The following is a 24,814-nucleotide window of genomic DNA, read 5'->3' as shown; positions in this document are numbered from 1 at the left end:
GTCGAAGACCGCGGCTCCGGATGCATTTCACTAGGTCACGACCGCAGCGCCGAATAAGTCTTCTGACGGACAGACGGGCGGAGCGGCCCACCGGGAGAAGGTATTTGCGGCCGGACGCGCCATATCCCCCGATGGCTCTCAAGAAGGCCCTCTACTACGGCGCGATCGCGCTCGCGGTCCTGCTCGCCGTCAGCGTCGTCGTCTCCGTGGTCTCGGCGATCCTGAGTCTCGCGTGGGCGATCGTCTCCGGCATCGTCTCGCTCGCGGTGTTCGTCGGCGTCGTCTACGTCCTTTATAAGGCCGGAACGTGGCTGTTCGGCGGCGACGACGCGAGCCGCTCGGCGGGCGACTCGCTCGGGAGGTCGCGGTCGTCTTCGGCGTCGTCGGCCGATACCGCTACCGAGAGCCGGCAAGACCGACTCCGCCGGCAGTACGTCGAGGGACAGATCGGCGAGGCGGAGTTCGAGCGCCGGATCGCGAGCGAGCTGGAGACCGATGAGCGCGACGACATCGATCGGGAGCTCGACAGTATCGACCGGGATATCGAACGGGAGAGATAGGGTTTAAAAACGGTCCCGAAGCTCCTCCCGCAGGTCGTCGAGGTCGAGGTCCTTCATCGCGAACAGCACCAGCAGGTGGTAGACGAGATCGGCGCTCTCGTAGGTGAGCTCGTCGAGGTCGTCGTCCTTCGCCGCGAGGATCGCCTCCGTGGACTCCTCGCCGATCTTCTCTAAGACGGCGTTTTCGCCCTTTTCGTGGGTGAAAAGCGAGGCGGTGTACGACCCTTCGGGCAGCTCCGCCTTCCGCGACTCGATGGTGGCGAACAGCTCGTCGAGGACGGCCTCGGGGGGGACATCCGGGCTCTCGGTCTCCCCGGCGGTTTCGGGATCCGGGTCGCTCACGCGACCACCTCCTTCTCGGGGTAAAAGGCGAGGTCGTGGATCCGCGAGTCGTCGGTGAGCTCCGGGTGGAACGCGGTGGCGACCACTGGGCCGTCACGGACCGCGACCGGGCGACCGTCGACGGTCGCGAGCGTCTCGACGCCCGCGCCCACCTCGTCGATGAGCGGCGCACGGATGAACACGGCGTGGAACGGGCCGTCGAGCCCGCTCACCGGCACCTTCGCCTCGAAGGAGTCCTTCTGTCTGCCGAACGCGTTGCGGTCGACGGAGACGTCGACGAGCCCGAGCGCGTCGACGCGGTCGTCCTTCGCGTCTCGCGAGCAGACGATGAGGCCCGCGCAGGTGGCCAGCACGGGCTTCCCGCTCGCGACGTGGTCTCGGATCTCCTCGTCGATCCCCTCCCGGCGGATCAGCCGCGAGATGGTCGTCGACTCCCCGCCGGGAACGAGGAGCGCGTCGCAGTCGGGGACGACCCCCGCGTCCCGGACCTCGACCACCTCCGCGGGCTCGCCGTGGGCGGCCGCGGCGTTCTCGACGGCGGCGGCGTGTTCGGCCACGTCTCCCTGGACGGCGATGACGCCTGCTTGCATGGGAACCGGTCGGTGGGGGACGGGCAAAAAGGGCGCGCTAGGAAGCGGGCAAAAAGGGCGCTGACGAAGGCGGAAGGTGCGGCGACGGGTAGGTCAGACTGGCCGACCTACGCGACGGTCAGCGAGAGGATCTGTACGAATACGCCGAAGAGGACGCAGAACGCGAGAACGGTCTTCGGGTCGATCGAGATCGCGTCCCGGCCTTGGTTGTCGAAGTAGCGGACGAGTCCCGCGCTGGACATCAGCCCGCCGGAGTTTGAACCACTGCTCATGGCTGGCCGTGCGTCTCGCGGCGTTCTAAACGTTTCGTTCGCCGTTCAGCGGGGGAGCCGCCTCGACGCGTCGGATCCGAGAGCGACGGCCGCGGTTCGAGCCGGAGCGTGCACGAGTGGGAAACCCTTATGCGCCGCCCGGCGGTAGGTTGCGCCGGATAATGACTGTTCGACTGCTGGATTTTCACGCTGACTGGTGCGGCCCGTGTAAGACGCAGGACCCGATTCTGGAGGAGATCCAGGAGGACCTCGGCGATGCCTTCGAGCTGCAGAAGGTGAACGTCGACGAGGAGCAGGACGTCGCCAACCAGTATCAGGTTCGCTCGCTACCGACCCTCATCGTCGAGAACGACGACGGCGTCGTCGACCGGTTCGTCGGCGTCACCCAGCGCGAGGACATCGAGTCCGCGCTCTCCGAAGCGGGCGCGTAACGGGGTATATCACGCGCGCTCGGGCCGCTCGGAGGCGACCGACCCGACCCGCCGCGTCTCGCAACCTTTTACAGCGTCGGCCCGACAGTACCGGTATGGCCAGTTTCGACGCCGCGGAACGCCGCAACCTCGACCGACACATCTGCATGCGCTGTAACGCCCGCAACTCCCCCGATGCGAACCGCTGCCGCAAGTGCGGCTACACGAACCTCCGCCCGAAGGCGAAGGAACGCCGCGCGGCGTAGACCGGTCGCCGACCGGCCCCTCGTTTCTCCTGCAGATCGCGCTTGCGGAGCGATCGGTATCCGACGGTAGGCGTGCCCGAGTGCGACTGGCGCGTTGCTGGCGGCTATCTATCTGCCGTTGCTGGCGGCTATCTATCTGCCGTTGCTGGCGGCGGCGCGGTGAACGCCGTCGAGGTCTCAGCGGCTCGCTTACGAGTGACCTCGCTCGGATCGGCGACGGGCACCGCCAAGGCCCCAGCCGCGCGTCTATTTATAAGTCGTCGCCGTCGTCGCCCGCGCGGTTCCCCCGCTACTCGTCGGGGTACTTCGGCTCGCGGCGCTCCGCGCGCCCGGTGGCGCGCTCGATGACTTCGCGGACCGTGTCGGGGCCGTCGCTCGCGCGGTAGACGTCGCCGTGGCCGGGATACATCGCCTCCACGGTGTCCGGGAGCACGTTGAGGACGGTGTGGAGGCTCTCGATCAACTCCTCGCGCGACTGGCCCGCCATGTCGGTGCGGCCGAACGAGCCGTCGTCGAACGCGCCGTCGTTGTAGACGACCACGTCGCCCGAGTAGAGCCGCTCTTCGCCCACCAAGGCGACGTGGTCGTCGGCGTGACCGGGCGTCTCGACGACCTCGCAGGGCTCGTCGCCGACGAGAATCTCGTCGCCGTCGACGATCCCCACGTCGCGTCGCGGGTGGGTGGCGTTGGCGTACAGCGTCGCGTCGAACCGGTCGAGCACCGCGTCGAGCTCGCCGACGTGGTCGTGGTGCTGGTGGGTCAACACGATCCGGTCGAGCCCGTCGACGCCCGCCTCGTCGAGCGCGTCGGCGATCACGTCGTCGACGCCCGGCATCGTGCCGGCGTCCACGAGGGTCGGCGCCTCGCCGGGCACGAGGTACGCGTTGCAGGTGAACTCCTCCGCGTCCGCGGTGACGGTGATCGGCTCCATACGCGCACGAAGGGCGCCGAATGGGTAAAAGCGTGCAGTCCCGTCCGGAAACGGACCCGCGGGGCCTCCCTCCGTCTCCCCGATTCGCCCGGGGATTTATCCGTCGCGGCGTGTTAATTCCACTCACATATGGGCTTCGGAAGCTACGACGAATCCGAACAGGAGAATCAAGACCTGGATGCGGATTTCGACGACGACGACGGAGTCCGAGCCGCGGAAGAGGTACACGAGGGGTCCGTCGACTACGAGCCCGGCGCGTCGAACGACGAGCTGCTCGACCGGCTCCAGGAGATCAAGTCCGAGGAGACCTGATCGGGTGACGCCACCGAGCCGGACGCTCGGTATCGCGTTCTCAGACGGCGACCGAACCAGTCGCCTAGCGGGGGCTATCGTCAGGGACGACGGCACTCTCGACGGGCTCGGGTTCGGGGCCTGCACCGTCGGCGGGACCGACGCGACCGACGCCGCGGTCGCGCTCTTCGACCGGCTCGGCCGCGAGGACGTGCGCCACGTCGCCGTCGCGGGGGTCGCACCGGCGTGGTTCAACATCCTCGACCTGCCGCGGCTCCGCGGTTCTCTCGACCGACCGGTGTACGCCGTGAGCTACGAGGAGAGCCCCGGGCTCGAACCGGCGCTCCGCGAGGCGTTCGACGGCGAAGCGCTCGCGCGGCGGCTCGACACCTACCAGTCCCTTCCACCCCGAGTTCGGGTGGAACGCGACGAGTCCGATTCGGCCGTGAGCGCTCCCCCCGAACCGCTGTTCGTCCGCGCGGTCGGGATCGACCCCGACGAGGCCGCCGCCGCGGTCCGCGGACTGGTCCGCGAGGGGTTCCGACGCCCGGAGCCGCTCCGGATCGGCGCGATCGCGGCGAGCGCTCACCGAGAGGCGACGGCCGAGGAGTAGCCCCACTCCGCCCGGCGCGTCGAGCCGACGCGTCGGCGCATCCAGATCGGCTCACCCGCGTCGGATATATGTCGCTCCGCCGAGAGCAACCGCTATGACCGACGACCCCGGCGTGACGTTCCGCGACCGCGAGCGACTCGATCGGACGCAGGCGCACGAGACGGCCCTCGACTGCCTCGCGGCCGGGATCGAGGCCGCGCTCCCGGAGCGGCTGATCCGCGACGTCGTCTCGGTTCGAGACGGGACCCTCCGGGTCGCGGGCGCCGACGGCGCGGTCGGCGAGTACGACCTCGACGCGTACGACCGAGTGATTCTCCTCGGCGCGGGGAAGGCGACCGCGGGCGCGGCGAAGGGGGTTGCGGGCGTGCTCGGCGAGAGCGACCGCGAGATCGACGAGGGGCTCGTCGTCACCGACGACCCTCCGGACGGACCGGAAGGCGAGCCGGCTGACTCGTTCGACTCGGTCGACCCGCCATCGTCCGCCGCGTTCGACGTGCTCCCGGGCGACCACCCGCTACCGAGCGATCGGGGGGCCGAGAGCGCCCGACGAGTCCTCGACGCGGCCGAGCGCGCCGGCCCCGACGACCTCGTTCTCGCGGTCATCACCGGCGGTGGAAGCGCGCTGCTGGCCGCGCCCGCGGATCCCCTCTCGGTCGGCGACCTCCGCGTGCTCACGTCGGAACTGCTCGCGTCGGGCGCGTCGATCGACGAGATCAACGCGGTCCGGAAGCACTGCTCGGCGGTGAAGGGCGGGGAGTTGGCGCGCGCAACAGCCCCGACGACGACCGTCACGCTCGCGGTCAGCGACGTGATCGGCGACCCGCTCGACGTGATCGCGAGCGGGCCGACCGTCCCCGACCCCTCGACGTACGCGGACGCGCTGGCGGTCCTCGACCGGTACGACCTCGACGTTCCCGCCGCGGTGCGCGAGCGCCTCTCGTCGGGCGCCGACGGCGACCTGCCGGAGACCCCGACCGCGGGCGACCCGGCGTTCGACCGGAGCGCGGCGTTCGTCGTCGGGAACGGGCGGACCGCGCTGGACGCGGCCGCGACCGCCGCGGCGGACAGGGGGTACGAGCCGCTGGTGCTCTCCGCGAGCGTCCGCGGCGAGGCGCGCGAGGCCGGGACGACCCACGCCGCGATCGCCGAGGAGTGCGCCGCCCGCGGGTCGCCGATCGAGCCGCCGGCGGTGTTGCTCTCGGGCGGCGAGACGACCGTGACGGTCGGAGACGCCGCGGATCCGGGGACGGGCGGCCCGAACGCGGAGTTCGTCGCGAGCGCGGGACTGGCGCTCGCGGAGGGGCCGGTGGGGGACGGAGCACGGACCGAGCACGGCGACGGCCCCCGAGTGGTCGTCGCGAGCGTCGACACGGACGGGCTCGACGGGCCGACAGACGCCGCCGGAGCCATCGCGGACGCGACGACGCTCGACCCCGACGCCGCCCGCGACGCCCTCGACCGGCACGACGCGTACCCCCTGCTCGACGACGCCGGCGCGCTCCTGCGCACCGGTCCGACCGGGACGAACGTCAACGACCTGCGAGCGATCGTGGTGGAGAAGCGGGACTGAGGGTCGGGAACACACCGATCACTTATAAAGAAACTGCGGTGGCGCGCGCCTCCGAGCGCCCACCGGGTGCGAGGAGCGTCGCGCGAGGCTGGGGCTTTGGAAGTATTCACTGCCGGATCGCTACCACCTTTTATAAATAGCCGACGCCGGCCACCCAGCCGAGACGCACCTCATCAAAACGTCGTCGTCGGAAGGCGGACGGACTTATGTCGACCCCGGTCGCACCTCGATCCATGACCGAGAACGGGGACGCGATCGATGGAGGATCTGACGAGGCCCCCAACGAGAGCGCGCTCGACGAGAAGCTCCGAGTGCCGTCCTGCGAGCGCTGTCCGGCGCTCGTCGAGTCACGGAGCCGGATCGTCGACGGCGTCGGCCCGACGGACGCGGACCTGCTGTTCGTCGGCGAGGGACCGGGCGCACGGGAGGACGAGGAGGGCGAGCCCTTCGTGGGGCGCTCGGGCGACGTGCTCGACGAGGCGCTCCGCGACGCCGGCCTCGCGCGGGCGGACGTGCGAATCACGAACTGCGTGCGGTGCCGCCCGCCGGACAACCGGGACCCGACGACCGAGGAGCTGGCGAACTGCCGCGGCCACCTCGACGCCGAGATCGACCGGCTCGCTCCCGACCTGATCGTCACGCTCGGGAAGGTGCCGAGCGAGCATCTCCTCGACCGGTCGGTGGCGATCACCTCGGAGTCGGGCGAGGTCGTCGACGCGCGGATCGCGGGGGCGTCCCGGCGCGTGCTGCTCTCCGTCCACCCGGCGGCGACGCTGTACGACCGGAGCCAGCGCGACGGGTTCTTCGAGACCATCGCGCGGGCCGGCGAACTGAGCGGGGCCGCCGGCGGCGAGTCGGGCGGTCAGTCGCGGCTCGGGGAGTTCTGAAACGAACGGATCGGCGGGAAAAGCCGTGCGAACGTCCGTAACAGTAGCTCTGCATACGAAACATAGAAAATAATATACCATGCGAGTCGAACCCACAACCGTATGTCCGACAACAGGTGGTCGGCGGATCGGCGAACATTTGTCAAGACGGCCGGTGCGGCCGGGGTAGTCGGGCTCGCCGGCTGTTCCGACAGCGGTGGCGGGGACGGTGGCGACGGCAGCGACGGCGGATCGGGTGACGGAAGCGACGGTTCGGACGGCGGCACGGCGGGCGACTCCGAGAACTCCGTGACGGAGGTCACGTGGGTGCTGAACCCCGCGGAAGAGGAGATCGACATTCAGGTGCAGTACCAGCCGCTGTTCGAGTACCTGGAGTCCGAGGCCGAGGTGGAGATCGTCGAACAGCCGACCGCGAGCTACTCCGGCACCGCACAGGAGCTCCGGCGCGCCGCGGAGGGCGACCGGCTCTTCGCTGACGTGTCGCCGGGCGCGGTCGCGCAGATCCCCAGCGAGCTCGACGTAACGGGGATGCGGGTGGCGTACGGCGCGGAGCAGTACTTCTCGCTCATCACGACGACGCCCGACAGCGGCATCGAGTCGCTCTCGGACCTGGAGGGCGAGGTCGTCGCGTCGGCCGCGCCCACGTCGGTCTCCGGGACGCTGTTCCCCCTGTACATGCTCAGTAACGCCGGGCTCGACATCGGGAGCGCTCCCTCCGGCTCGCCCGAGGACTTCGAGCTCCGGACCTCTGACCACACGACGGCCCGCGAACAGCTCATTCAGGACGACCGGATCGCGGCCGCCGGGACCGGCGCGTTCTCCACCGCCGCGCACGTGCCGCAGGAGCAGTTCGACGAGATGTCGCAGGACTTCGTCGACATCTCGGCGGAGTACGAGGGCGCCGGCGAAAGCGACCCCGAGCTGCAGCTCCTCGCGGTCTCCGACCCGATCCCGCGCGCGCCGATCGTGAGCAACGCCGCGTGGGAGGAGTCGCTCAAAGACGACCTCCGCCAGCTGATGATCGACGCGCCGCAGGAGGCGTTCGAACACGAGTCGCAGGCGGACATCGCCGAGGCGCTCAGCATCGACCCGGAGATCCTCGAGATGAACGAGTCCGAGCTCAGCGAGGAACAGCGGGACGACTTGGAGCTCGTCGAGGCCCACTCGCTCTGGTTCAGCGGCGTCGTCGACGCGAGCGTCGAGGACTACGACCCCGTCGCGGAGCTCGGTCAGGAGCTCGGCTTGGAGTGGAGCACGCTGTAGGCTGAGCGGCTACTTACAACGCTTTCTCTATGACTTACATCGAAGTAGACGGCCTCACGAAACGGTTCGGCGACACGGTCGCGCTCGACGACGTGTCCTTCGAGGTCCCCGCCGGCGAGTTTGTCATCGTACTCGGCGTCTCGGGCTCCGGGAAGTCGACGCTGCTGCGGACGCTGAGCGGACTGCTCTCGCCGACCGAGGGCGAGATCCGGATCGACGGCGAGCCCATGATCGAGCCGCGACCGGAGGTCGCGATGATCTTCCAGCAGCACAACATCATCGGCGACATGACGGCGTACTCGAACTCGCTCTCCGGCGGCGTCCACCGCTCCGGGTTCGTCTCCAGCGTCCTCCAGCTACAGGACCCCGACGAGAAGCACCGCGCCCTCGACGCGCTCGACACGGTCGGCCTCTTAGAGGAGGCCGAACAGAAGGCGCGGAGCATGAGCGGCGGCCAACAGCAGCGCGTGGGGATCGCCCGCGCGCTCGTCCAGCAGCCGAACGTACTGCTCGCCGACGAGCCGGTCGCGAGCCTGGATCCCGGCAGCGCACAGAGCGTGATGGAGTACCTCCGAACCGCCTCCGACGACCGCGATCTGACGACCTTCTGTAGCCTCCACCAGGTGAACATCGCCCGGAAGTTCGGACACCGGTTCATCGGCCTCAGGGACGGCGAGAAGGTGTTCGACGGGTACCGAGACGATCTGACGATCGACGTCATCGACGACCTCTACGGCGACATCGACACCGAGGGGATGTTCGTCCGCGACGACGGTGACGCCGACGGCGAGACCGACGAGGTCGCGACGACGTGACGAGAACGGAGCTGATCCACGAGTGACAACAGACACCACGGACTCCGACGGGACGCGCTCAGAGGCGGTCGGCGTCGACGACGCCTCCGACGTTCCGGACCGTATCGCAGAACAGTTCGAGAACATCAAGCGGACGCGTCGCCGCCGGGCGCTCGGGTGGGTCGGGCTCGCGACCTTCCTGGCGTTCACGACGCTGCAGGCGTTCGCCGCGACGGAGCTTCTGAACCCGGACGCGAGGCTGGACACGTTCACCGAGTCGCTGACCGGCTTCTTCCCGATCACGAACCACTTCGGCGTGATCCCGTTCCTCGACGTCCGCCAGTACACCAGCTTCATCAGACAGGAGAACCTGCTGTACGACCCCGAGATCGGCGGGCTACTGTTCCAGTTCCCCCCGGACCCGACGGACATCTACGCGTTCTTCTTCCAGGAACTCGGGATCTTCCAAATATTCGGGGAGGCCGGCATTACCCTCGCGATGGGGTTCGTCGGGACGATCCTCGGGTTCCCGTTCGCCCTGGTGTTCGGGACGCTCGGCTCGGAGCGGGTCACGCCGTTCCCCTTCAACTTCATCTTCCGCGGAACGATGTCGTTCATCCGGGCGATCCCGGCGATCATCTGGACGCTCATCTTCATCCCGTTCCTCGGGCTCGGGCCCGCCTCCGCCGCGATCGCGATCGCGTTCGACACGATCGGGAACCTCGGCCGGCTGTTCGTCGACGAGCTGGAGGAGATCGAGGACGGACCGATCGAGGCGATGCGCACGACCGGGGCGAGCAAGCCGCAGATCGTCTTCTTCGGCATGCTGAGTCAGGTCCGGACCGCGTTCATCGCGTGGACGCTGTACATCTTCGAGATCAACGTCCGCGCCGCCGTCACCGTCGGCGTCATCGGCGCCGGGGGGCTCGGCTACGTCCTCACCTCCCAGCAGAACCTGCTGCGGTTCACCGAGATGATGGCGACGCTGCTCGCCATCTTCCTGCTCATCATCTCCGTCGAGCTGTTCAGCCAGCGACTCCGGTCGCGGCTGCGCTCCGACGACGTGGAGATGGGCATCTGGGAGCTCATCACCGGCTTCCCGCGCCGGATGATGGAATCGGCGATGAAGTGAACGCGGGAGCGCTCCGCCCGCCGCGCCCCGTTCGAGGCGGGCCGCGGCCGTCGGAGTGAACGGCCGTCCACCGAACTGCCACAAGGGAAACCGACTTTTCCGTCCCCCTCCGAGGGGACGTATGAGCACCTTCGAACCGCCCGCGGAGACGCTGGCGGACGTCGTTTTAGTCGACTACGGCCTCGGGAACCTCCGGTCGGCGACCCGCGGGTTAGAGCGCGCGGGCGCGTCGGTCGAGATCACCGACGACCCCGAGGCGTTCGCGGCCGCCGACGGCGTCGTCCTCCCCGGCGTCGGCGCGTTCCGCGAGGGGATGGAGAACGCCGGTCCGCTTCGCGAGGCGCTGACCGACCACGCCGACGCCGGTCGTCCCCTCTTCGGGATCTGTCTCGGGATGCAGATGCTGCTCACCTCCAGCGAGGAGGCCGACCACGAGGGGGAAGGCGAGGTGACCGGCCTCGATCTCGTCCCCGGCACCAACGTCCGGTTCGACGTCGACCGCAAGATCCCGCACATGGGGTGGAACGAGCTCGAAATCGCGAGAGAGCACCCGATCGTCGAGGGGGTGGAGGGCGAGTACGCCTACTTCGTCCACTCGTACTACGCCGAGCCCGACGACCCGGACGCGGTCGTCGCCACCGCGGACTACGGCGTCGACTTCCCCGCCGTCGTCGCCAACGAGGCGGGCAACGTGTTCGGCACGCAGTTCCACCCCGAGAAGAGCGGAGAGACGGGGCTCCGGATCTTACGGAACTTCGTCGAGTACTGCGCGGACCGGTAGCGTCCGAGGATGGCTGACGACAGCCCGACCGTCAGGCTCGGCGTCGATGTCGGCGGCACGTTCACCGACGTGGCGCTCGTCGCCGACGGCGATCTCACGACCGCGAAGGTGCCCACGACGACCCCGCAACACGCCGGCGTCCTCGGCGGGGTCCGCGAGGCCTGCGACGCGGCCGGGGTCGCCCCGACCGACGTGGACGCCTTCGCGCACGCGACCACGGTCTCCGTCAACGCCCTCTTAGAGCGCGACGGCGCCCGGACCGCGCTCGTGACGACCGCCGGTTTCCGGGACGTACTGGAGATCGGCCGGCAGGCCCGCCCCGCCCTCTACGACCTCGGCGCGGCGAAGCCGGTCCCGCTCGTTCCCCGCCGACGGCGGTTCGAGGTCGAGGAGCGCGCGACGACCGAGGGGATCGAGCGCGCGGTCGACCCGGACGAAGTCCGAGATCTGGCGGCCGAGATCGCCGAGAGCGACGTCGAGAGCGTCGCTGTCTCGCTGCTCCACGCGTACGCGCACCCGGAGAACGAAACCGCGGTGGCCGAGGTCCTCCGCGAGGAACTCGACGTTCCGGTCTCCGGCTCTCACGACGTGCTCGCCGAGTTCCGCGAGTTCGAGCGCACGGCGACGACCGCCGCCGACGCGTACCTGACGCCGGAGCTCGACGACTACCTCGGGCGGATCGTCGCGGGCGCCGAGGACCTCGGGCTCCCCGAGCCGCGGGTGATGCGCTCGAACGGGGGCGTCGCCGACGCGGAGACGGTCCGAAAGAGCGCCGTGACGACGGTGCTGTCGGGCCCCGCCGCCGGCGTCGTCGGCGCGGCCGCGGTCGCGGGCGGCGCGACCCTCCGCGGCGCCGCCGAGGGCGACGAGACGGGCGAACGCACCGCCGCCGTCACCTTCGACATGGGCGGCACGTCGAGCGACGTGAGCCTCGTGCGCGACGGGCGCGCCGAGCGGGCCGCGGAGACGACGATCGCCGGCGTTCCCCTTCGCACCCCGACCGTCGACGTGGAGACGGTCGGCGCGGGCGGCGGGTCGGTCGCGTGGACCGACGCCGGCGGTGCGCTCCGCGTCGGCCCGGAGTCCGCCGGCGCGGAGCCGGGGCCGGCCTGCTACGGGAAGGGCGGGACCGCTCCGACCGTCACCGACGCCGACGTGCTCTTGGGCTACATCGGCCCGGACGCGGCGCTCGGCGGCGACCTCTCGCTCGACGTCGACGCCGCCCGCGAGGCGCTCGAACGGCTCGCCGAGGAGGCCGGGATCGAAGGGGAAGACGGCCTCGATGCTCCCACCACCGCCGCGCGGGGGGTGTACCGCGTCGCCAACGCGACGATGGCGCGGGCGATCCGGTCGGTGACCGTCGAGCGCGGCCGGGACCCCCGCGCGTTCGACCTCGTCGCCTTCGGCGGCGCGGGACCGATGCACGCGGCCGCGCTCGCCGACCGCCTCGGGATGGAGCGCGTGCTCGTCCCGGGGCCGGCCGGCGTGCTGTCCGCCTACGGGCTGCTCGCGGCCGACGAGACGCACGACGCGGCCCGCACGGTTCGGCTCTCGCTGGGGAGCGCGACGAGTGGGGAGCTTTCCGACGCCTTCGCGGAGCTCACCGACCGCGCTCTCGCCGACGTCTCGGACCCCGAGGCGGCGCGGATCGAACTGGCCGCGGATTGCCGGTACGCCGGACAGAGCTTCGAGCTGACCGTCGACGCCGGGGGTGGAGGGGATGATCCGGGTTCCCCGGTCGACCCCGACGCGCTCGCCGAACGCTTCGCGGCGGCCCACGAGCGCGCCTACGGCTACCGGCTCGACGCCACGGTGGAGGCGGTCACGCTCCGGGCCACGGCGACGGTCGGGGTCGACGCTCCGACCGTCTCGCGGACGGGCGCGCTCGACGCGAAACGAGGGGCTCGCGAGGTCGTCTTCCCCGACGCCGGCGCGGTCGAGGCGACCGTCTACGACCGCGACGCGCTGGCTCCCGGAGCGACCCTCGACGGCCCCGCGGTGCTCGCGGGGACCGAGAGCACGACCGTCGTCCCGCCCGCGTGGGGCGGTCGCGTCCGGCGGGACGGGACGCTGGTGCTGGAACGGGACGAGGGATCCGCGGGACGGACGGGAGGTGACGGGCGATGACCGGCGACGAGAGCGGGGCGGAGACCCCGGACCCCGAAATCGACCCGGTGACGCTGGAGGTCCTCCGCAACCAGTTGGAGGGCGTCGCCGAGGAGATGGGGACGGTGCTGATCCGCGGGGCGTACTCGCCGAACATCACGGAGCGGCGGGACTGCTCGACCGCTCTCTTCGACGCCGACGGACGGATGGTCGCGCAGGCGGAGCACATCCCGGTCCACCTCGGCGCGATGCCGGAGGCGGTCGCCGCGGTCCGCGATCGGGACCCCGCCCCCGGCGACGTGTTCGTCCTCAACGACCCGTTCACCGGCGGGACGCACCTCCCCGACGTGACGCTCGTCTCGTCGCTGGCGCTCGACGGCGACGTGGTCGGCTTCGCCGTCTCCCGCGCGCACCACGCCGACGTGGGCGGGATGACCCCCGGGAGCATGCCGGCCGGCGCCCGCGAGATCTACCAGGAGGGGCTGCGGATCCCGCCGCTCCGACTCGTCGAGTGCGGCGACCGGGTCGACGACGTCTTCGATCTGGTCTTCGCGAACGTGCGGAACCCGGCGGAGCGGCGCGCCGACTTCGAGGCGCAGATCGCCGCCAACGAGCGGGCCGGCGAGCGGCTCCGCGACCTCGCCGACGAACACGGCCGCGCTCGGCTCGAAGCCGCCTTCGACGCCGTGATCGGCTACTCCCGAGAGCGGACGACCGCCGCGCTCCGGGACCTGCCTGACGGGACCTACGAGGCCGAGGACGTCTTGGAGGGCGACGGCGTCACCGACGCCGACATCCCGATTCGCGCGGCGGTGACCGTCGACGGCGGGTCGCTCGCGGTCGACTTCGCGGGGAGCGCCGATCAGGTCGACGGGAACTGCAACGCTCCCCTCGCGGTGGCGAAGAGCGCGGTCTACTTCGCCGTGCGCTGCGTGACCGACCCGGAGATCCCGCCGAACCACGGCTGTTACGAGCCGGTGTCGGTGTCGGCGCCCGCGGGGTCGATCCTGAATCCCGAGCCGCCGGCGGCGGTCGTCGGCGGGAACGTCGAGACGAGCCAACGCGCGGTCGACGTGGTGCTCGCGGCGCTCGGCGAGGCGGCTCCCGATCGGGTGACCGCCGGGAGCCAGGGGACGATGAACAATCTCACGATCGGGAATCGGGGCGGGGGCGGGGATGGGGGCGACCGCGGCGAGAGCACCGAGTCCGCGTCGTTCACCTACTACGAGACGATCGGCGGGGGGTTCGGCGCGCGCCCCGACGCCGACGGGATGGACGGCGTGCAGGTCGGGATGACGAACACGCTTAACACCCCCGTCGAGGCGCTGGAGGCGGCGTACCCGCTCCGGGTGGAGCGGTACGCCTTCCGCCCGGACAGCGGCGGCGACGGGCGCCACCGGGGCGGGCTCGGACTGGAGCGGAGCGTCCGCGTCGAGACCGCGGCGACGGTCTCGCTACTGACGGAGCGGCGGCGACACGCTCCCGCGGGCCGCGAGGGCGGCGAGTCGGGCGCGCTCGGTGAGAACCTGATCGACGGCGAGCCCGTCCCCGCGAAGGCGACGGTCGACGTGGACTCGGGGACGACAGTGACGATTCTGACGCCGGGCGGGGGCGGGTACGGCGACCCCGCAGAGCGCGGTCCGGCGGCGAGAGAGCGGGACCGCGCGGACGGGAAAGCGACGGGGGAGTCGGGGGAGGAGAGAGAGCGGTCGGCGGAAGGGAACTGACGGCGCGCCTTACAGCCCGTCGTACGGGCCGGGCTTCGCGGCCGTGAGCCGGTCGACCTGCTCGTCGGACAGGTCGATCTGCGCGGCCGCGAGGTTCTCCGCGAGCTGGTCGGTCGTGCGCGCGCCGACGATGGGGGCGGTGACGCCGTCGCGATGAGCGAGCCACGCGAGCGCGGTCTGTGCGGGCGTGGCGTCGACCTCGTCGGCGACGGCGTCGAGCTCGTCGTGCACGTCGAAGTTCGCCTCGGTGAGGTACGCCTCCTGGAAGCGGCTCGACTCGGCGGCCTTCGACTCCTCGGGGAGGTCCTCGTCGCGGTCGTACTTCCCGGTCAGGAAGCCCTGTCCGAGCGGGCTCCACGGGGAGACCCCGAGGTTCTGCTGGCGCGCGAACTCCAGGTAGTCGCCCTCGACCTCGCGGTCGACGAGGTTGTAGCGCGGCTGGAGGACCGTGAACGGCTCCCACCCCTCGTTGCGGGCGATCTCGTTGGCGCGGGCGACCTTCCAGGCGTTCGGGCGGAGCGTGGAGGCGCCGAGGTAGTGGACCTTGCCGGACTCGACGAGCCCGTTGAGCGTCTTCATCAGCTCGCGGGCCGGCGTCTCGTCGTCCCAGCGGTGGATGTAGAGGACGTCGACGTAGTCGGTGTCGAGCCGGTCGAGCAGGGCGTCGACGCGGTGGCGGACGTTCTTGCGGTTCGTGCCGCGGCTGTTCGGGTCGCCGTCGCGGACCTGCCAGTACACCTTCGACGCGATCGTGTAGCGCTCGCGGTCGCGGTCGGCGAGCCAGTCGCCGATCCAGCGCTCGCAGTCGCCGCCGCCGTACACGTCGGCGGTGTCGATGTAGCGCCCGCCGGCCGCCTCGTACCCGTCGAGCAGCTCGTGGGCGCGGGCCTCGTCGATCTCCACGTTCCCCGCCTCGGTCACGCGGCCGAACCGCCACGTGCCGAGCTGGAGCTCGCTCGTCCGGAGACCGGTTCGGCCGAGCGGGACCGTATCGAGGTCGATCTCGTCGAGTTCGGGTGTCATCCGTCGATCGGTTGTGTCTATCGCCGCAAAAACCTACAGCAAGCGGATGTACCCTGTGAACGCGTGTCGGAGATCCGGGTGACGGGACGGCGGCGACGCGCCTACCACGGCTCGTTCTTCAGCCCGAGCGCGTAGGCGCCGACGTTCGTGACGACGTGGAGGATCGGCGTCATCACGAGGACGACCGCGAGGACGGACGGCGTGAACACCGAGAGCGCCCAGTCGGTGTCGACGACGAAGACGGCGGCGAGCGCGACGACGACGAAGTCGAGCTGGTCGAGCCCCGGGAACGACGCTCCGCGCTCTCGGCCCGATCGACGCTTGAGGAAGGAGGCGCCGATGTCGCCGCACATCGCGCCGAACGCGAGCGCGAACGCGGCCGGGAGCGCGAACGTCGGGAGGCCGACGCCGAGCGCGGCGCTCGCCGGGTCCGCGAGGGCGTTGAGCGCGAGCGCGAGGACGACCCCGGTCAGGGTGCCGACCGCGGTGCCGCGCCACGTCTTCCCGTCGCCGAGCACGCGGGCGCCGCGCCACTCGCGGCCGCCGTCGATGGGGCGGCCGCCCCCCGCGAGCACCGCGGCGTTGTTCGGCACGTAGGCGGGCAACATCGCCCAGAACGCGGTCGCGACGAGCGAACCGATCATACCCGACCGTCGCCCGTCTGGGGTATATAAATCCCGGATCCGACTCCGGTCCGCAGTTGCCGGCCGGCAGCCGGCGGTCGGTGGCCGGCGTTCCGAAGCCGCTCCCGCGACCGCTCGGCTCGACAACAATCAAGTCGCTACCGCCGCGAGTAAGAATCATGATCCCTCCGATCGCTCGGCGGTTCGTGGCGGGCGAGAGCGTCCCGGAAGCCCTCGAACACGCCCGAGCGCGCAACGAGGACGGCGTCGCCGTCATCCTGAACCTGCTCGGCGAGCACTACGACGACCCCGCAGACGCCCGCGCCGACACCGACGCGTACCTCGCGCTCTTGGCGGACATCGCCGACAGCGGGCTCGACGCCTGCGTCTCGGTGAAGCCCTCTCAGATCGGTCTCGACGTGTCCGACGAGGTGTTCGAGGAGCACTACCGCGAGATCGTCGCCCGCGCCCACGAGCTGGACGCGTTCGTCTGGTGCGACATGGAGGACGCCGACACCACCGACGCGACCCTCGACGCCTTCGAGTCGATCGCCGCGGAGTACCCGTGGAGCGTCGGGCAGTGCGTCCAGTCGAACCTCAAGCGCACCCGCGAGGACCTCGACCGCCTCAGCGACGTGCCCGGGGAGATCCGACTCGTGAAGGGCGCGTACGACGAGCCGAAGTCGATCGCGTACGAGGAGAAGTTCCGGGTCAACGAGGCGTATCGCGACGATCTCCGCTTCCTGTTCGAGGACCGGGATCGGGGGGTCGCCGTCGGCAGCCACGACCCGGCGATGATCGCGCTCGCCGACCGGCTCGCCCGAGAGTACGGGACCGACTACGAGGTCCAGATGCTGATGGGCGTCCGCGACGAGGCCCAGCGCGACCTCGCCGCGCAGGGGATCGACGTGGTCCAGTACGCCCCGTACGGGACCAAGTGGCTCTCGTACTTCTACCGGCGGGTCCGCGAGCGCAAGCAGAACCTGACGTTCGCGCTGCGAGCGGTCGCGGGTCGGTGACGGCGGATCGCGGACCGGCGAGCGCCCGCCGAGGCTCCCCGGTACGTAGAAGCCCCTTTAAGGATTGCCGACAGACATCGACTCGATAGATGTCCACGTGGAAACGCGACTTCGCCAGCGGCCTCATCGTGCTGGCCCCCCTGTTGGTGCTGCTCTTAGTCCTCCAGTGGATCTACCGGTACATCGCGTCGATCCCGCTGATCGAGGGGCTTCAGCCGGCGGTCATTCCCGCTCCGCTGGAGCCGGTGTCCCGGGTGATCATCGCGCTGGCGGTGTTCGCGACGGTCGTCCTCGCCGTCGGCTACTTCATGCGGACGACGCTCGGCCGACTGGCGGAGTCGGCCGTCGACGGCGCGATAAACCGGATCCCGGCGCTGCGCGTGGTGTACAACGCCTCGAAGCTCGCGATCGAGACGGCCGTCTCCGGGACCGACGAGCTACAGAGCCCGGTGTACATCGAGACGTGGCCGGGGATCCGCATGACCGCGTTCCGCACCGGGAAGAAGACCCGGGACGGGAAGATCGTCCTGTTCATGCCGACCGCGCCGAACATCACCACCGGCTTCGTCATCGAGGTCGAACCGGAGCGCATCGAGGAGACCGGCGAGACCGTCGAGGAGGGGATGACGCGCGTCCTCTCGGCCGGCTTTGCCGAGTCCGCGCATCAGGTCCCCGTCGAGGAGGAGCGGCCGCCCGAGGGCGCCTCCGGGAAGCCCGGCGGCGTCGGCGGCGTCCGTACCGACGGGACCCCGGGAGAGTCCGACCGCCCGTCCACGGACGGGGGCAGCGACGGGAGCTGATCGAGGACGACCGCGTCGCGGTTTATAAGTAGGTGAACCAGTCGTCGTGGGCGTCGGTCCGGCGCTCCACCAGATCGAAGAAGGCGCTCTGCAGTTCCTCGGTGACCGGGCCGCGGGTGCCCGCGCCGATCTCGGTGTCGTCGACCGACCGGATCGGGGTCACTTCGGCCGCGGAGCCGGTGAAGAACAGCTCGTCGGCGGTGTACAGCTGGCCGCGGGAGATGACGGCCTCGTCGTGGACGGTGTAGCCGCGCTCCTCAGCCAGTTCGATGACGGTGTCGCGAGTGATCCCTTCGAGGATCGACTGCGCGAGGCCGGTGGTGTAGATCTCGCCGTCGTTGACCATGAAGATGTTCTCGCCCGGCCCCTCGGCGACGTTCCCCTCCTTGTTCAGGACGATGGCCTCGACGTAGCCGTTGCGGCGAGCCTCCTCGCCTGCGAGCATGGAGTTGACGTACAGCCCGGTGGTCTTGACGTTCGTGGGCACCTGCGAGGAGGCGTGCTTCCGCCACGAGGAGACCATCACGTCGACGCCGTCCCGGAGCGCCTCCTCGCCGAGGTACGCGCCCCACGGCCACGCGGCGACGACGAGGTCGGTCGGGCAGTCCTTCGGCGAGACGCCGAGCGAGTCGTACCCGTAGTAGGCGATCGGCCGGATGTAACACGACTCCAGGTCCTGCCGGTCGAGCAGTTCCAGCGTCGCCTCGGTGATCTCCTCGCGGGACTGTTCGATGTCGAGGTCGTACAGTTTCGCGGAGTCGAACAGCCGGTCGAGGTGCTCGTCCCAGCGGAAGATCGCGGGTCCCTGCTCGGTGTCGTAACAGCGGACGCCCTCGAACACGCCGCTCCCGTAGTGGAGCGCGTGGGTCAGAACGTGAGTGGTCGCGTCCTCCCAGTCGAGGAACTCACCGTTCTTCCAGATCGTGTCGACGTCCATCTCGTCGAATCCCATACAGGGAGGTTGCGGTCGGCGGGCTTAAAACTGTAACAACCGGACGGCGGCTGCCGGAACGGTCGGCGTTGGATCGGTGCGTGGTTGAGCCTCTGTCCCGGTGCTGTGAAACGGTAACCACCGCCAAAGGCCAAGCCGCTCGCTTCGTCGCCGGCGCTTCGCGCCGGCTACATGAGGGACCGGAGGTCCCTCACTACTCGTGGCCGCCCTCGGCGGCCACTCGGAGGCGCACGCCGGCGGTCCGGCGGCCGGTTACTCGAGCGCCTCGACGAGCGCGGCCCCCTCGACGTAGGGGATCCCGCGCCGGCGGGCGTACGCCTCGGCGTCCGCGGGCGCCAGCGCGGCGCCCGTCTCGTCGTCGAGCATCTCGCAGACCACGGCGGCGGGGGCGGCGCCGACCGCCTCGGCCATCGCGAGCCCGAGCTCCGTGTGGCCGGTCCGCCCGCGCAGCCCGTCGCGGGCGCCCCGCAGCACGTGGACGTGGCCGGGCGCGCGGAACTCTGCGGCGAAGTCCTCCGGGCCGTACCCCGCGGGGTCGGCGTCGACCGCGGCGGCGGACGCCGCCAGCTCGACGATGGTTCGAGCGCGGTCCTCGTCGGTGATCCCGGTGAACGTCTCGCGGTGGTTCACGGGCAGCGAGAAGGAGGAGCGGTCGTCGTACTCGGGGTCGTCGTCGACCGCGGGGTGATCGAGCGCGTCCGCGAGGAACGGGAGCCCGAACGCGTCCGCGACGGGGTCCCCGACCGCGACGCAGATCAGTCCGCCCGCGTCGTTGCGCATGTGCGCGACGGCCGCCTCGTCGACGGCGCCGGCCGGGTAGACGATGTCCGTCTCGCCCTCGCGGTCCGCGAAGTCGTGGACGCAGACCGGGTCTCCCGCGCGGAACGCCTCAAGCGCGCGTCCGACCGGATCGACCTCAGCGTCCGGTGCGGATCCGGCGGCATCGGCCTCGACCTCGGTGTCGGCGTCGGCGCGCATCAGGCGACCTCCGTCTCCATCTCCGCCTCGTTGTCGGGCGTGTCCGCCCGGCTCGTGGCGGCCACGCGGACCTCGACCGCGTCGCCGTCGTCGAGGTCGAGCGCGTCGCGGAGCCGCTCGGGGGCGATCAGTTCGAGCTGGTCGTCGTCGTGATGGGTCCGGTCCGGCACGATCGCGTGGACCTCCTCGTAGCGCTCGTCGCCGGCGACGAGCGTGACGCCGTAACACGAGGCCGCGCCGTAGGTGCGGTCCTCTCCCTCCCACGCGTCGATCGGAACCGCGTCGATGCCGGCCATCTCGCCGCGCCGGCGGACGCTCTCCTCCGAGAGATCGACGTTGAGCGTGCCCGGGAACGGCTCGTAGCCCAGCCGGGATCGGAACTGATCGGCGTAGCCGGGCAGGGTGATGTAGTGGCGTCCCTCGCCCATGCCCCCGGTGACCGCGCCGCGGAGCACGAGATCCACGTCGGTCTCGAACAGCCGGCGGTAGTCGGCGTACTCGGCGCGGAGAGCCGCCTCGCCCGCGTCGGTGACGCGAACCCACTGCCCGTCGCCGACCACGTCGCGTTCGATGTACCCCGCTGATTCGAGCGTCTGGAGTCGCCGAGAGGCGGTCTGCGTCGAGGCGTCGAGCCGGTCGCCGAGGGCCGCACACGACACCTTCGTCTCGGTCAGGCCGCCGACGAGCCCGACGTGTTTCAGGGCCGCGATCGCGGCCGGGTCGGGGTCCGCCGTCGACGTCGCTTCTGCCATACGCGGATCTGGGTCGTCCGCACGCAAAAGGGTAACGGAAGTGAGATGCGTCCCAGAAACGTTAATCGGGTTGCGAGTGGGAACCGCGGGTACGACACCCCCGAAGTCACGTAACCGTCGTGGGGCCCCGTACCTAATCCCGTCGGTATCGGTGGTCATCGTCGCGAGCTGTGACGCCGTCGCGCCTGCACAAGAGTGAGAACTACCCGCGTGCGGGTCGCCGAAAGGTAAGGTACAAATACGAACGGCGATTGGTTCCGGGTGCGGGCTCGTAGATCAGCGGCAGATCGCTTCCTTCGCAAGGAAGAGGCCCGGGGTTCAAATCCCCGCGAGTCCACTTCTTCACTCACTTCGTACGTTCAGTGGCTCCCTCGCTTGGTCCCGTTCGTTTCACTCACGGGACCCCCGCGAGTCCATAGGCGACTTTTGCGAAGGTACCCAGTCGACAAGGAGGGGAGCCGCCTATTCCGTCTCACTCCGGAGCGGAGGAGACCAAGTCGATCACCGATCCGAGTGACAGAGGCGGCCGCTTCATCCCCCCGCGTCTGGCGAAGGAAAGGCGAGGTGTTCAGCCGTGAGAAGGGACGCCGTCTCCCGACCCAGACCGCTTATATACTCCGAGTCAGTTTGGCGACGTATGGGCATCTCCGAGATCCTTGAGGGCCAGAACCTCACGCACCGTCAGATGGGGATTATCATGGTCGGGTGGATCCTGCTCGTCTCGCTCGTCGCCGTCGGGCTGCTGCTGTACACGGCGTCGACGTAGCCGACGAGAGGTCGAAAGCGAGAGGGGAACGATGAGGGGTAATCGGAAATCGCCGCCCTTCAGGCGGTATGCTTCGCTTCCTCCGGGTCCTCGACGACTTCGACGCCGCGGTTGTTGACGGCGTGGGGATCGAGTCCGACCTCCTGCAGGAACTGCTTATAAAGGCGCTCCGCGGTCTCCCCGTCCTTCTGCTTGTCGCTGGCGTGGTCGCACAGCTCGATGAGGTTCTCCGGCACGTCGTTCTCGTGGACGATCCAGTGGTTGATCGTGTCCGAGAGCCGGCGGATGGGCGAGGTGAAGTGGCCGTAGATGTCGAAGTTGAGCGCGTGGTGGCCGCCGAACGGGTCGTTCATGTACTTCGCGCGGGGCATCACCTTCAGCACGGCCCGCTGGATCTTGTTGAGCTGGCGACCGGGCGACTCCTCCAAGGCGGCGTTGACGGCCTTCCGCGGGTCGTCGCCCCACGCGTCGCCGGGGATGGAGACGGAGTCGAGCTCCTGGATCTCTTTTAACGCCTCGTTCCACTGGTCGGGGGTCGGCTGCGGGTGGACGCGGTACATCGCCTCGACGCCGCGGTCCCACATCAGCGTGTGCGTCACCGCCTTGTTCGCCTTCAGCATCGACTCCTCGATGATGGTGTGGGCGCGGTCTCGCCGGGGATTCAACACGAGCGAGCCGTCCTCCTTGCGCTGTTCGTGCATGCGGTCGGCGAGTTCGAACGCGAGCGCGTTCTCCTCGCCGAGGGGCAGGGAGGGGTCCTCCAGCCGCTCCTCGCACTCGTTGTAGGTGAGCCGCTCGTCGGAGTTGATGACGGACTTATAAATCTCGATGTCCTCGAACGAGAGCGTCTCGTCGTCGATCTCCATCTCGACGGTGTGCGCGAGCCGGTCCTCGTTCGGGACGAGCGAGCAGACGGTCTCCGCGAGCACCGGGGGAAGCATGTGGATCGTGTAGTCGGGCAGGTAGACGGTGTTGGCCCGCTCGACCGCCTCCTCCCACATCGCGGTGTCGGGGGTGACGTAGTGGGTCACGTCGGCGATGTGGACCCACAGCCGGTAGGCGCCCTCCTCCCGTTCGATCGAGATGGCGTCGTCGAAGTCCTGCGCGTCGACCGGGTCGGTGGTCCACGTCGTCAGGTCGCGGAGGTCCTCCCGCTCGTCGATCTCGGCCTCGATCTCCTCGTACACGTCCTCGGTCCGGGCCTCGGCCTCGCGGAGGACCTCGCTCGGGAACTCGTCGCGGATCTCGAACTCCTCGAACAGCTCCTCCCGCTTCTCGGCGAGGCGGTCGGCGAGCTCCGGCGTGATCGTCACGGGACCCTGGTCCTCCGCGGACCCCGGTTTCGGCTCGTCGTCTGACATACGGTGACCAACGCGTGTCCGTTAGAAAGGCCTGTCGGGGAGGGGAGACGACGTCAGTGCGGACCGCGCCGTCTCTCGTTCGGTCGATCGCTCACCCGCCGACCACACCGAGGACCGGCGAGAGCGCGAGCGCCGCGACCGTCAGGGAGACGAGCCCGAGGACGACCGGTACCGCCGACCGCCCCACCAGCCGGAGCGCGGTCCGGCGCGCGCCCGCGTCGCCGACGACGAACGGGGAGCCGCCGTCGATCCGCGCTTTCACCTCGCCGACCGGTGCGCCCGGGAAGGCGGTCGCGTCGCCGACGACCGTCACGTCGTCACCGGGGCGGAGGACCCGCTGGCGGTATCGGCGCTCGGGGTCGTTGCCGACGGTGAGCGGGCCGAGCGTCCACCCGGTCTCCGACTCGTCGACGGACTCCACCGCGTCCGTGAACCGGCGGACGCGCTCGGGCGGCGTCTCGTCGGCCGCGACCTCGACGTCCTCGTCGACGCCGAACGCGAAGTCGGCGGCCGCGGGGTCGACGCGGACGCCGACGCCGTCGGCGACGACGCGGAACGGGACCCCGGCCTCGCCGGAGTCGATCGACACCCACGACCGGCCCTTCCCCTGGCTGCGGTACTCCGACACGTCGTAGGTGCAACAGAGACAGTGCTCGTCGGTGAACGGGGCGGGGAGGGTCTCGGGGTCGTCGTTCTCCGCGTCACCGCCCTCCTCCCCGCCGTCTCCCCAGCCACCGGATTCCCCGTGAGCGTCCGGCGCGATCTCGGCGCGTCCGGTGATCCGGACCCGGCGATCGCCGGCCTGCAGCGATCGGGGATCGGTCGCGGTCGCGCGGGCGACGCGGAGCGCGTCGAGGGAGCCTCGCCCGCCGTGGACGAGGAACGCGAGGCCGACGAGCAGCGCGGCGACGCCGATCAGCGTCGGGAGGGGATCGATCGCGGTCTGGAGCGGAGCCGGATGGACGGCGGGCGTCGAGCGGAGGGGCATGCGTCACTCGGGTTTCGAACGCGGTGAGGAAGGCGTGTCGGTCGCGTTACCGGTCGCGTTCGGATCGCTCAGGCGATCCGCCGGCGTCGTCGACCGCGTCGGCGTAGCGGTCGAGGAACTCCTCGCGGGAGAGCCCGTCCGACTCGATCGAGAGGATCAGCGATTCGAGCCCGTCCCGCGGCTGGTGGCAGATCTCGTCGTCGCAGTCGGTACAGAGGTACTCGAACTCCTTGTCGCGCCGGTTCCAGCGGTCTCCCTCCTTGTCGTACTCGCGCGCGTCCTCGCGCAGCACGGAGTCGCCGCACGCGATGCAGATCACCGTCCGCCGGTCCCGGCTTTTCCGGGAGCGCCACATGTCCGACCCCTCGGACCGTGCGTACTTAGCGTTTGGTGCGCGGCAGACGCCCGTCGGACGGAGATTTGCGGGTCCGCCCGAACGCGATCGATCCGGGATCGAACTACACAACTATTAGCGTGGCCGCGTTTGCCTCCGGTATGCCGATCACGGAATCCGACCTCCCGGGCGTCGGGAAGAAGTTCGAGATCGAACTCGGCGACGGCGAGATGGTCGTCGTCATCCACAACACCGGGAAACGCGAGGTGTTCCGTCGACCCGACTCGGACGCCGACTCCGAGAAGGTGTTCGAGTTCGGCGACGACCTCGCCCGGAAGATCGGGTCGATCATCGAGGGGGCGTACTTCCAGCCGGTCGAGCCCGACACTCAAGAGACGACGCTTCCGGGCGGGATCCTCCTCGAGTGGTACGAGCTCCCTCCGGGGTCCCCACTCGTCGGCGAGACGCTCGAGAGCGCCGACATCGGGAACCGGACCGGCCTCGCGGTCGTCGCGATCCAGCGCGGCGAGGAGGTGATCGACAGCCCGGGCGCCGAGACCACCCTCCGCGAGGGCGACACGCTGATCGGGGTCGGGACGCCGGAGAACTGCGAGGCGTTCGAAGAGATCCTCACCGGATGAGCGGCCGACATGGCGTGAGTTCCTCGACCGGCGGCGAGGTGA

General features: G+C 70.1%; 29 protein-coding genes and 1 tRNA gene. 18 read left to right on the top strand and 12 right to left on the bottom strand.

Going from position 1 to position 24,814, the window contains the following annotated elements:
• Positions 1-131 precede the first annotated feature (131 nt).
• Complete coding sequence (locus tag FGL94_RS10810) at positions 132-560, top strand: hypothetical protein (protein ID WP_144924713.1); 429 nt, start codon at positions 132-134, stop codon at positions 558-560.
• A gap of 3 nt (positions 561-563) precedes the next feature.
• Here the strand turns inward: FGL94_RS10810 and hisE are convergent, their stop codons facing one another.
• The 3 genes from hisE to FGL94_RS10795 all read right to left on the bottom strand — a co-directional run bounded on the left by hisE (position 564) and on the right by FGL94_RS10795 (position 1,764).
• Positions 564-902: a phosphoribosyl-ATP diphosphatase gene (gene hisE / locus FGL94_RS10805; protein WP_144924710.1), complete on the bottom strand. Its 339-nt coding sequence runs from the start codon at positions 900-902 to the stop codon at positions 564-566.
• Positions 899-1,492 (bottom strand): pyridoxal 5'-phosphate synthase glutaminase subunit PdxT, encoded by a 594-nt coding sequence (pdxT, locus tag FGL94_RS10800; RefSeq protein WP_144924707.1) that lies wholly within the window; start codon positions 1,490-1,492, stop codon positions 899-901. Before pdxT ends, hisE begins: the two co-directional genes overlap by 4 nt.
• A 107-nt stretch (positions 1,493-1,599) precedes the next feature.
• On the bottom strand, positions 1,600-1,764 hold the full coding sequence (locus FGL94_RS10795; RefSeq protein WP_128905394.1) for a preprotein translocase subunit Sec61beta: 165 nt from the start codon (positions 1,762-1,764) through the stop codon (positions 1,600-1,602).
• Between the two features lie 161 nt (positions 1,765-1,925).
• Here FGL94_RS10795 and FGL94_RS10790 point away from each other — a divergent pair, with 161 nt between their 5' ends.
• A complete protein-coding gene (locus tag FGL94_RS10790) occupies positions 1,926-2,195 on the top strand; it encodes a thioredoxin family protein (RefSeq protein ID WP_144924704.1) in 270 nt (89 codons plus the stop codon).
• A gap of 95 nt (positions 2,196-2,290) precedes the next feature.
• Positions 2,291-2,440 (top strand): 50S ribosomal protein L40e, encoded by a 150-nt coding sequence (locus FGL94_RS10785; RefSeq protein WP_144924701.1) that lies wholly within the window; start codon positions 2,291-2,293, stop codon positions 2,438-2,440.
• A 289-nt stretch (positions 2,441-2,729) separates the two neighbouring features.
• Here the strand turns inward: FGL94_RS10785 and FGL94_RS10780 are convergent, their stop codons facing one another.
• Positions 2,730-3,371 (bottom strand): MBL fold metallo-hydrolase, encoded by a 642-nt coding sequence (locus tag FGL94_RS10780; RefSeq protein ID WP_144924698.1) that lies wholly within the window; start codon positions 3,369-3,371, stop codon positions 2,730-2,732.
• 129 nt (positions 3,372-3,500) lie between these two features.
• On the opposite strand from FGL94_RS10780, the gene FGL94_RS10775 reads away from it, so the two are divergent.
• The 10 genes from FGL94_RS10775 to FGL94_RS10730 all read left to right on the top strand — a co-directional run bounded on the left by FGL94_RS10775 (position 3,501) and on the right by FGL94_RS10730 (position 14,535).
• Positions 3,501-3,683, top strand: a complete 183-nt coding sequence (locus FGL94_RS10775; RefSeq protein ID WP_004049114.1) for a DUF5786 family protein — start codon at positions 3,501-3,503, stop codon at positions 3,681-3,683.
• Between the two features lie 4 nt (positions 3,684-3,687).
• A complete protein-coding gene (locus FGL94_RS10770; protein ID WP_144924695.1) occupies positions 3,688-4,275 on the top strand; it encodes an endonuclease dU in 588 nt (195 codons plus the stop codon).
• A gap of 94 nt (positions 4,276-4,369) precedes the next feature.
• Positions 4,370-5,845: a glycerate kinase type-2 family protein gene (locus FGL94_RS10765; RefSeq protein WP_144924692.1), complete on the top strand. Its 1,476-nt coding sequence runs from the start codon at positions 4,370-4,372 to the stop codon at positions 5,843-5,845.
• 233 nt (positions 5,846-6,078) lie between these two features.
• A complete protein-coding gene (locus tag FGL94_RS10760; protein WP_144924689.1) occupies positions 6,079-6,732 on the top strand; it encodes a uracil-DNA glycosylase in 654 nt (217 codons plus the stop codon).
• Between the two features lie 102 nt (positions 6,733-6,834).
• Complete coding sequence (locus tag FGL94_RS10755; protein ID WP_144924686.1) at positions 6,835-7,995, top strand: phosphate/phosphite/phosphonate ABC transporter substrate-binding protein; 1,161 nt, start codon at positions 6,835-6,837, stop codon at positions 7,993-7,995.
• A 29-nt stretch (positions 7,996-8,024) separates the two neighbouring features.
• Positions 8,025-8,810: a phosphonate ABC transporter ATP-binding protein gene (locus FGL94_RS10750; RefSeq protein WP_144924683.1), complete on the top strand. Its 786-nt coding sequence runs from the start codon at positions 8,025-8,027 to the stop codon at positions 8,808-8,810.
• A gap of 22 nt (positions 8,811-8,832) precedes the next feature.
• Complete coding sequence (gene phnE / locus FGL94_RS10745) at positions 8,833-9,921, top strand: phosphonate ABC transporter, permease protein PhnE (protein WP_144924680.1); 1,089 nt, start codon at positions 8,833-8,835, stop codon at positions 9,919-9,921.
• A gap of 121 nt (positions 9,922-10,042) precedes the next feature.
• Positions 10,043-10,702 (top strand): imidazole glycerol phosphate synthase subunit HisH, encoded by a 660-nt coding sequence (gene hisH / locus FGL94_RS10740; protein ID WP_144924677.1) that lies wholly within the window; start codon positions 10,043-10,045, stop codon positions 10,700-10,702.
• A gap of 9 nt (positions 10,703-10,711) precedes the next feature.
• Entirely contained in the window at positions 10,712-12,829 is a 2,118-nt protein-coding gene (locus tag FGL94_RS10735) for a hydantoinase/oxoprolinase family protein (protein ID WP_144924674.1), read from the top strand.
• The gene (locus FGL94_RS10730) at positions 12,826-14,535 is read left to right on the top strand and encodes a hydantoinase B/oxoprolinase family protein (protein ID WP_144924671.1); all 1,710 of its coding nucleotides are present in this window, start codon (positions 12,826-12,828) and stop codon (positions 14,533-14,535) included. Before FGL94_RS10735 ends, FGL94_RS10730 begins: the two co-directional genes overlap by 4 nt.
• Before the next feature lie 9 nt (positions 14,536-14,544).
• Here FGL94_RS10730 and FGL94_RS10725 read toward each other — a convergent pair whose 3' ends face one another.
• Both FGL94_RS10725 and FGL94_RS10720 read right to left on the bottom strand, forming a co-directional pair.
• The gene (locus tag FGL94_RS10725) at positions 14,545-15,558 is read right to left on the bottom strand and encodes an aldo/keto reductase (RefSeq protein ID WP_144924668.1); all 1,014 of its coding nucleotides are present in this window, start codon (positions 15,556-15,558) and stop codon (positions 14,545-14,547) included.
• A gap of 101 nt (positions 15,559-15,659) precedes the next feature.
• A complete protein-coding gene (locus tag FGL94_RS10720; RefSeq protein ID WP_144924665.1) occupies positions 15,660-16,202 on the bottom strand; it encodes a CDP-2,3-bis-(O-geranylgeranyl)-sn-glycerol synthase in 543 nt (180 codons plus the stop codon).
• Between the two features lie 158 nt (positions 16,203-16,360).
• Between FGL94_RS10720 and FGL94_RS10715 the strand changes: the two genes are divergently transcribed.
• Both FGL94_RS10715 and FGL94_RS10710 read left to right on the top strand, forming a co-directional pair.
• Complete coding sequence (locus FGL94_RS10715) at positions 16,361-17,200, top strand: proline dehydrogenase family protein (protein WP_144924662.1); 840 nt, start codon at positions 16,361-16,363, stop codon at positions 17,198-17,200.
• An 89-nt stretch (positions 17,201-17,289) separates the two neighbouring features.
• On the top strand, positions 17,290-18,000 hold the full coding sequence (locus tag FGL94_RS10710) for a DUF502 domain-containing protein (RefSeq protein ID WP_144924659.1): 711 nt from the start codon (positions 17,290-17,292) through the stop codon (positions 17,998-18,000).
• A gap of 22 nt (positions 18,001-18,022) precedes the next feature.
• On the opposite strand, the gene FGL94_RS10705 is transcribed toward FGL94_RS10710, so the two are convergent.
• From FGL94_RS10705 to FGL94_RS10695, 3 genes are all read right to left on the bottom strand, one after another.
• Complete coding sequence (locus FGL94_RS10705) at positions 18,023-18,952, bottom strand: branched-chain amino acid transaminase (RefSeq protein WP_144924655.1); 930 nt, start codon at positions 18,950-18,952, stop codon at positions 18,023-18,025.
• A 252-nt stretch (positions 18,953-19,204) separates the two neighbouring features.
• Positions 19,205-19,930 carry a 3,4-dihydroxy-2-butanone-4-phosphate synthase gene (gene ribB / locus FGL94_RS10700; protein WP_144924652.1) on the bottom strand — a complete coding sequence of 242 codons (726 nt, stop codon included), beginning with the start codon at positions 19,928-19,930 and terminating at the stop codon, positions 19,205-19,207.
• Complete coding sequence (locus FGL94_RS10695) at positions 19,930-20,682, bottom strand: DUF120 domain-containing protein (protein ID WP_144924649.1); 753 nt, start codon at positions 20,680-20,682, stop codon at positions 19,930-19,932. The genes ribB and FGL94_RS10695 overlap by 1 nt, the downstream gene beginning before the upstream one ends.
• 265 nt (positions 20,683-20,947) lie before the next feature.
• Here FGL94_RS10695 and FGL94_RS10690 point away from each other — a divergent pair.
• Positions 20,948-21,019 (top strand) — tRNA-Ala (locus tag FGL94_RS10690).
• A 300-nt stretch (positions 21,020-21,319) separates the two neighbouring features.
• Positions 21,320-21,448 (top strand): hypothetical protein, encoded by a 129-nt coding sequence (locus FGL94_RS18815; protein ID WP_004049095.1) that lies wholly within the window; start codon positions 21,320-21,322, stop codon positions 21,446-21,448.
• A 59-nt stretch (positions 21,449-21,507) separates the two neighbouring features.
• Here the strand turns inward: FGL94_RS18815 and FGL94_RS10685 are convergent, their stop codons facing one another.
• The 3 genes from FGL94_RS10685 to FGL94_RS10675 all read right to left on the bottom strand — a co-directional run bounded on the left by FGL94_RS10685 (position 21,508) and on the right by FGL94_RS10675 (position 24,152).
• Positions 21,508-22,809, bottom strand: a complete 1,302-nt coding sequence (locus FGL94_RS10685) for a ribonuclease catalytic domain-containing protein (protein ID WP_144924646.1) — start codon at positions 22,807-22,809, stop codon at positions 21,508-21,510.
• Between the two features lie 91 nt (positions 22,810-22,900).
• On the bottom strand, positions 22,901-23,797 hold the full coding sequence (locus FGL94_RS10680; RefSeq protein WP_144924643.1) for a hypothetical protein: 897 nt from the start codon (positions 23,795-23,797) through the stop codon (positions 22,901-22,903).
• Between the two features lie 46 nt (positions 23,798-23,843).
• Entirely contained in the window at positions 23,844-24,152 is a 309-nt protein-coding gene (locus tag FGL94_RS10675) for a DUF7562 family protein (protein ID WP_144924640.1), read from the bottom strand.
• Positions 24,153-24,292: 140 nt separating this feature from the next.
• On the opposite strand from FGL94_RS10675, the gene FGL94_RS10670 reads away from it, so the two are divergent.
• Positions 24,293-24,772, top strand: coding sequence for a cation:proton antiporter regulatory subunit (locus FGL94_RS10670; RefSeq protein ID WP_144924637.1), 480 nt, complete (start codon positions 24,293-24,295; stop codon positions 24,770-24,772).
• Positions 24,773-24,814: the final 42 nt, after the last annotated feature.

It is taken from the genome of Halorubrum salsamenti (assembly GCF_007671685.1).
Taxonomy (GTDB): Archaea; Halobacteriota; Halobacteria; order Halobacteriales; family Haloferacaceae; genus Halorubrum; species Halorubrum salsamenti.
The sequence above is the reverse complement of the archived record's forward strand: the minus strand, read 5'-3'. Positions and strand labels throughout refer to the sequence as shown.

Bases quoted from the DNA above. Each gene is read 5' to 3' on its own strand.
- FGL94_RS10810 (WP_144924713.1), top strand. From the start codon at position 132: ATGGCTCTCAAGAAGGCCCTCTACTACGGCGCGATCGCGCTCGCGGTC.
- pdxT (WP_144924707.1), bottom strand. From the start codon at position 1,492: ATGCAAGCAGGCGTCATCGCCGTCCAGGGAGACGTGGCCGAACACGCC.
- FGL94_RS10795 (WP_128905394.1), bottom strand. From the start codon at position 1,764: ATGAGCAGTGGTTCAAACTCCGGCGGGCTGATGTCCAGCGCGGGACTC.
- FGL94_RS10790 (WP_144924704.1), top strand. From the start codon at position 1,926: ATGACTGTTCGACTGCTGGATTTTCACGCTGACTGGTGCGGCCCGTGT.
- FGL94_RS10785 (WP_144924701.1), top strand. From the start codon at position 2,291: ATGGCCAGTTTCGACGCCGCGGAACGCCGCAACCTCGACCGACACATC.
- FGL94_RS10780 (WP_144924698.1), bottom strand. From the start codon at position 3,371: ATGGAGCCGATCACCGTCACCGCGGACGCGGAGGAGTTCACCTGCAAC.
- FGL94_RS10775 (WP_004049114.1), top strand. From the start codon at position 3,501: ATGGGCTTCGGAAGCTACGACGAATCCGAACAGGAGAATCAAGACCTG.
- FGL94_RS10765 (WP_144924692.1), top strand. From the start codon at position 4,370: ATGACCGACGACCCCGGCGTGACGTTCCGCGACCGCGAGCGACTCGAT.
- FGL94_RS10760 (WP_144924689.1), top strand. From the start codon at position 6,079: ATGACCGAGAACGGGGACGCGATCGATGGAGGATCTGACGAGGCCCCC.
- FGL94_RS10755 (WP_144924686.1), top strand. From the start codon at position 6,835: ATGTCCGACAACAGGTGGTCGGCGGATCGGCGAACATTTGTCAAGACG.
- FGL94_RS10750 (WP_144924683.1), top strand. From the start codon at position 8,025: ATGACTTACATCGAAGTAGACGGCCTCACGAAACGGTTCGGCGACACG.
- hisH (WP_144924677.1), top strand. From the start codon at position 10,043: ATGAGCACCTTCGAACCGCCCGCGGAGACGCTGGCGGACGTCGTTTTA.
- FGL94_RS10735 (WP_144924674.1), top strand. From the start codon at position 10,712: ATGGCTGACGACAGCCCGACCGTCAGGCTCGGCGTCGATGTCGGCGGC.
- FGL94_RS10730 (WP_144924671.1), top strand. From the start codon at position 12,826: ATGACCGGCGACGAGAGCGGGGCGGAGACCCCGGACCCCGAAATCGAC.
- FGL94_RS10725 (WP_144924668.1), bottom strand. From the start codon at position 15,558: ATGACACCCGAACTCGACGAGATCGACCTCGATACGGTCCCGCTCGGC.
- FGL94_RS10720 (WP_144924665.1), bottom strand. From the start codon at position 16,202: ATGATCGGTTCGCTCGTCGCGACCGCGTTCTGGGCGATGTTGCCCGCC.
- FGL94_RS10715 (WP_144924662.1), top strand. From the start codon at position 16,361: ATGATCCCTCCGATCGCTCGGCGGTTCGTGGCGGGCGAGAGCGTCCCG.
- FGL94_RS10710 (WP_144924659.1), top strand. From the start codon at position 17,290: ATGTCCACGTGGAAACGCGACTTCGCCAGCGGCCTCATCGTGCTGGCC.
- FGL94_RS10705 (WP_144924655.1), bottom strand. From the start codon at position 18,952: ATGGGATTCGACGAGATGGACGTCGACACGATCTGGAAGAACGGTGAG.
- ribB (WP_144924652.1), bottom strand. From the start codon at position 19,930: ATGCGCGCCGACGCCGACACCGAGGTCGAGGCCGATGCCGCCGGATCC.
- FGL94_RS10695 (WP_144924649.1), bottom strand. From the start codon at position 20,682: ATGGCAGAAGCGACGTCGACGGCGGACCCCGACCCGGCCGCGATCGCG.
- FGL94_RS18815 (WP_004049095.1), top strand. From the start codon at position 21,320: ATGGGCATCTCCGAGATCCTTGAGGGCCAGAACCTCACGCACCGTCAG.
- FGL94_RS10685 (WP_144924646.1), bottom strand. From the start codon at position 22,809: ATGTCAGACGACGAGCCGAAACCGGGGTCCGCGGAGGACCAGGGTCCC.
- FGL94_RS10680 (WP_144924643.1), bottom strand. From the start codon at position 23,797: ATGCCCCTCCGCTCGACGCCCGCCGTCCATCCGGCTCCGCTCCAGACC.
- FGL94_RS10675 (WP_144924640.1), bottom strand. From the start codon at position 24,152: ATGTGGCGCTCCCGGAAAAGCCGGGACCGGCGGACGGTGATCTGCATC.
- FGL94_RS10670 (WP_144924637.1), top strand. From the start codon at position 24,293: ATGCCGATCACGGAATCCGACCTCCCGGGCGTCGGGAAGAAGTTCGAG.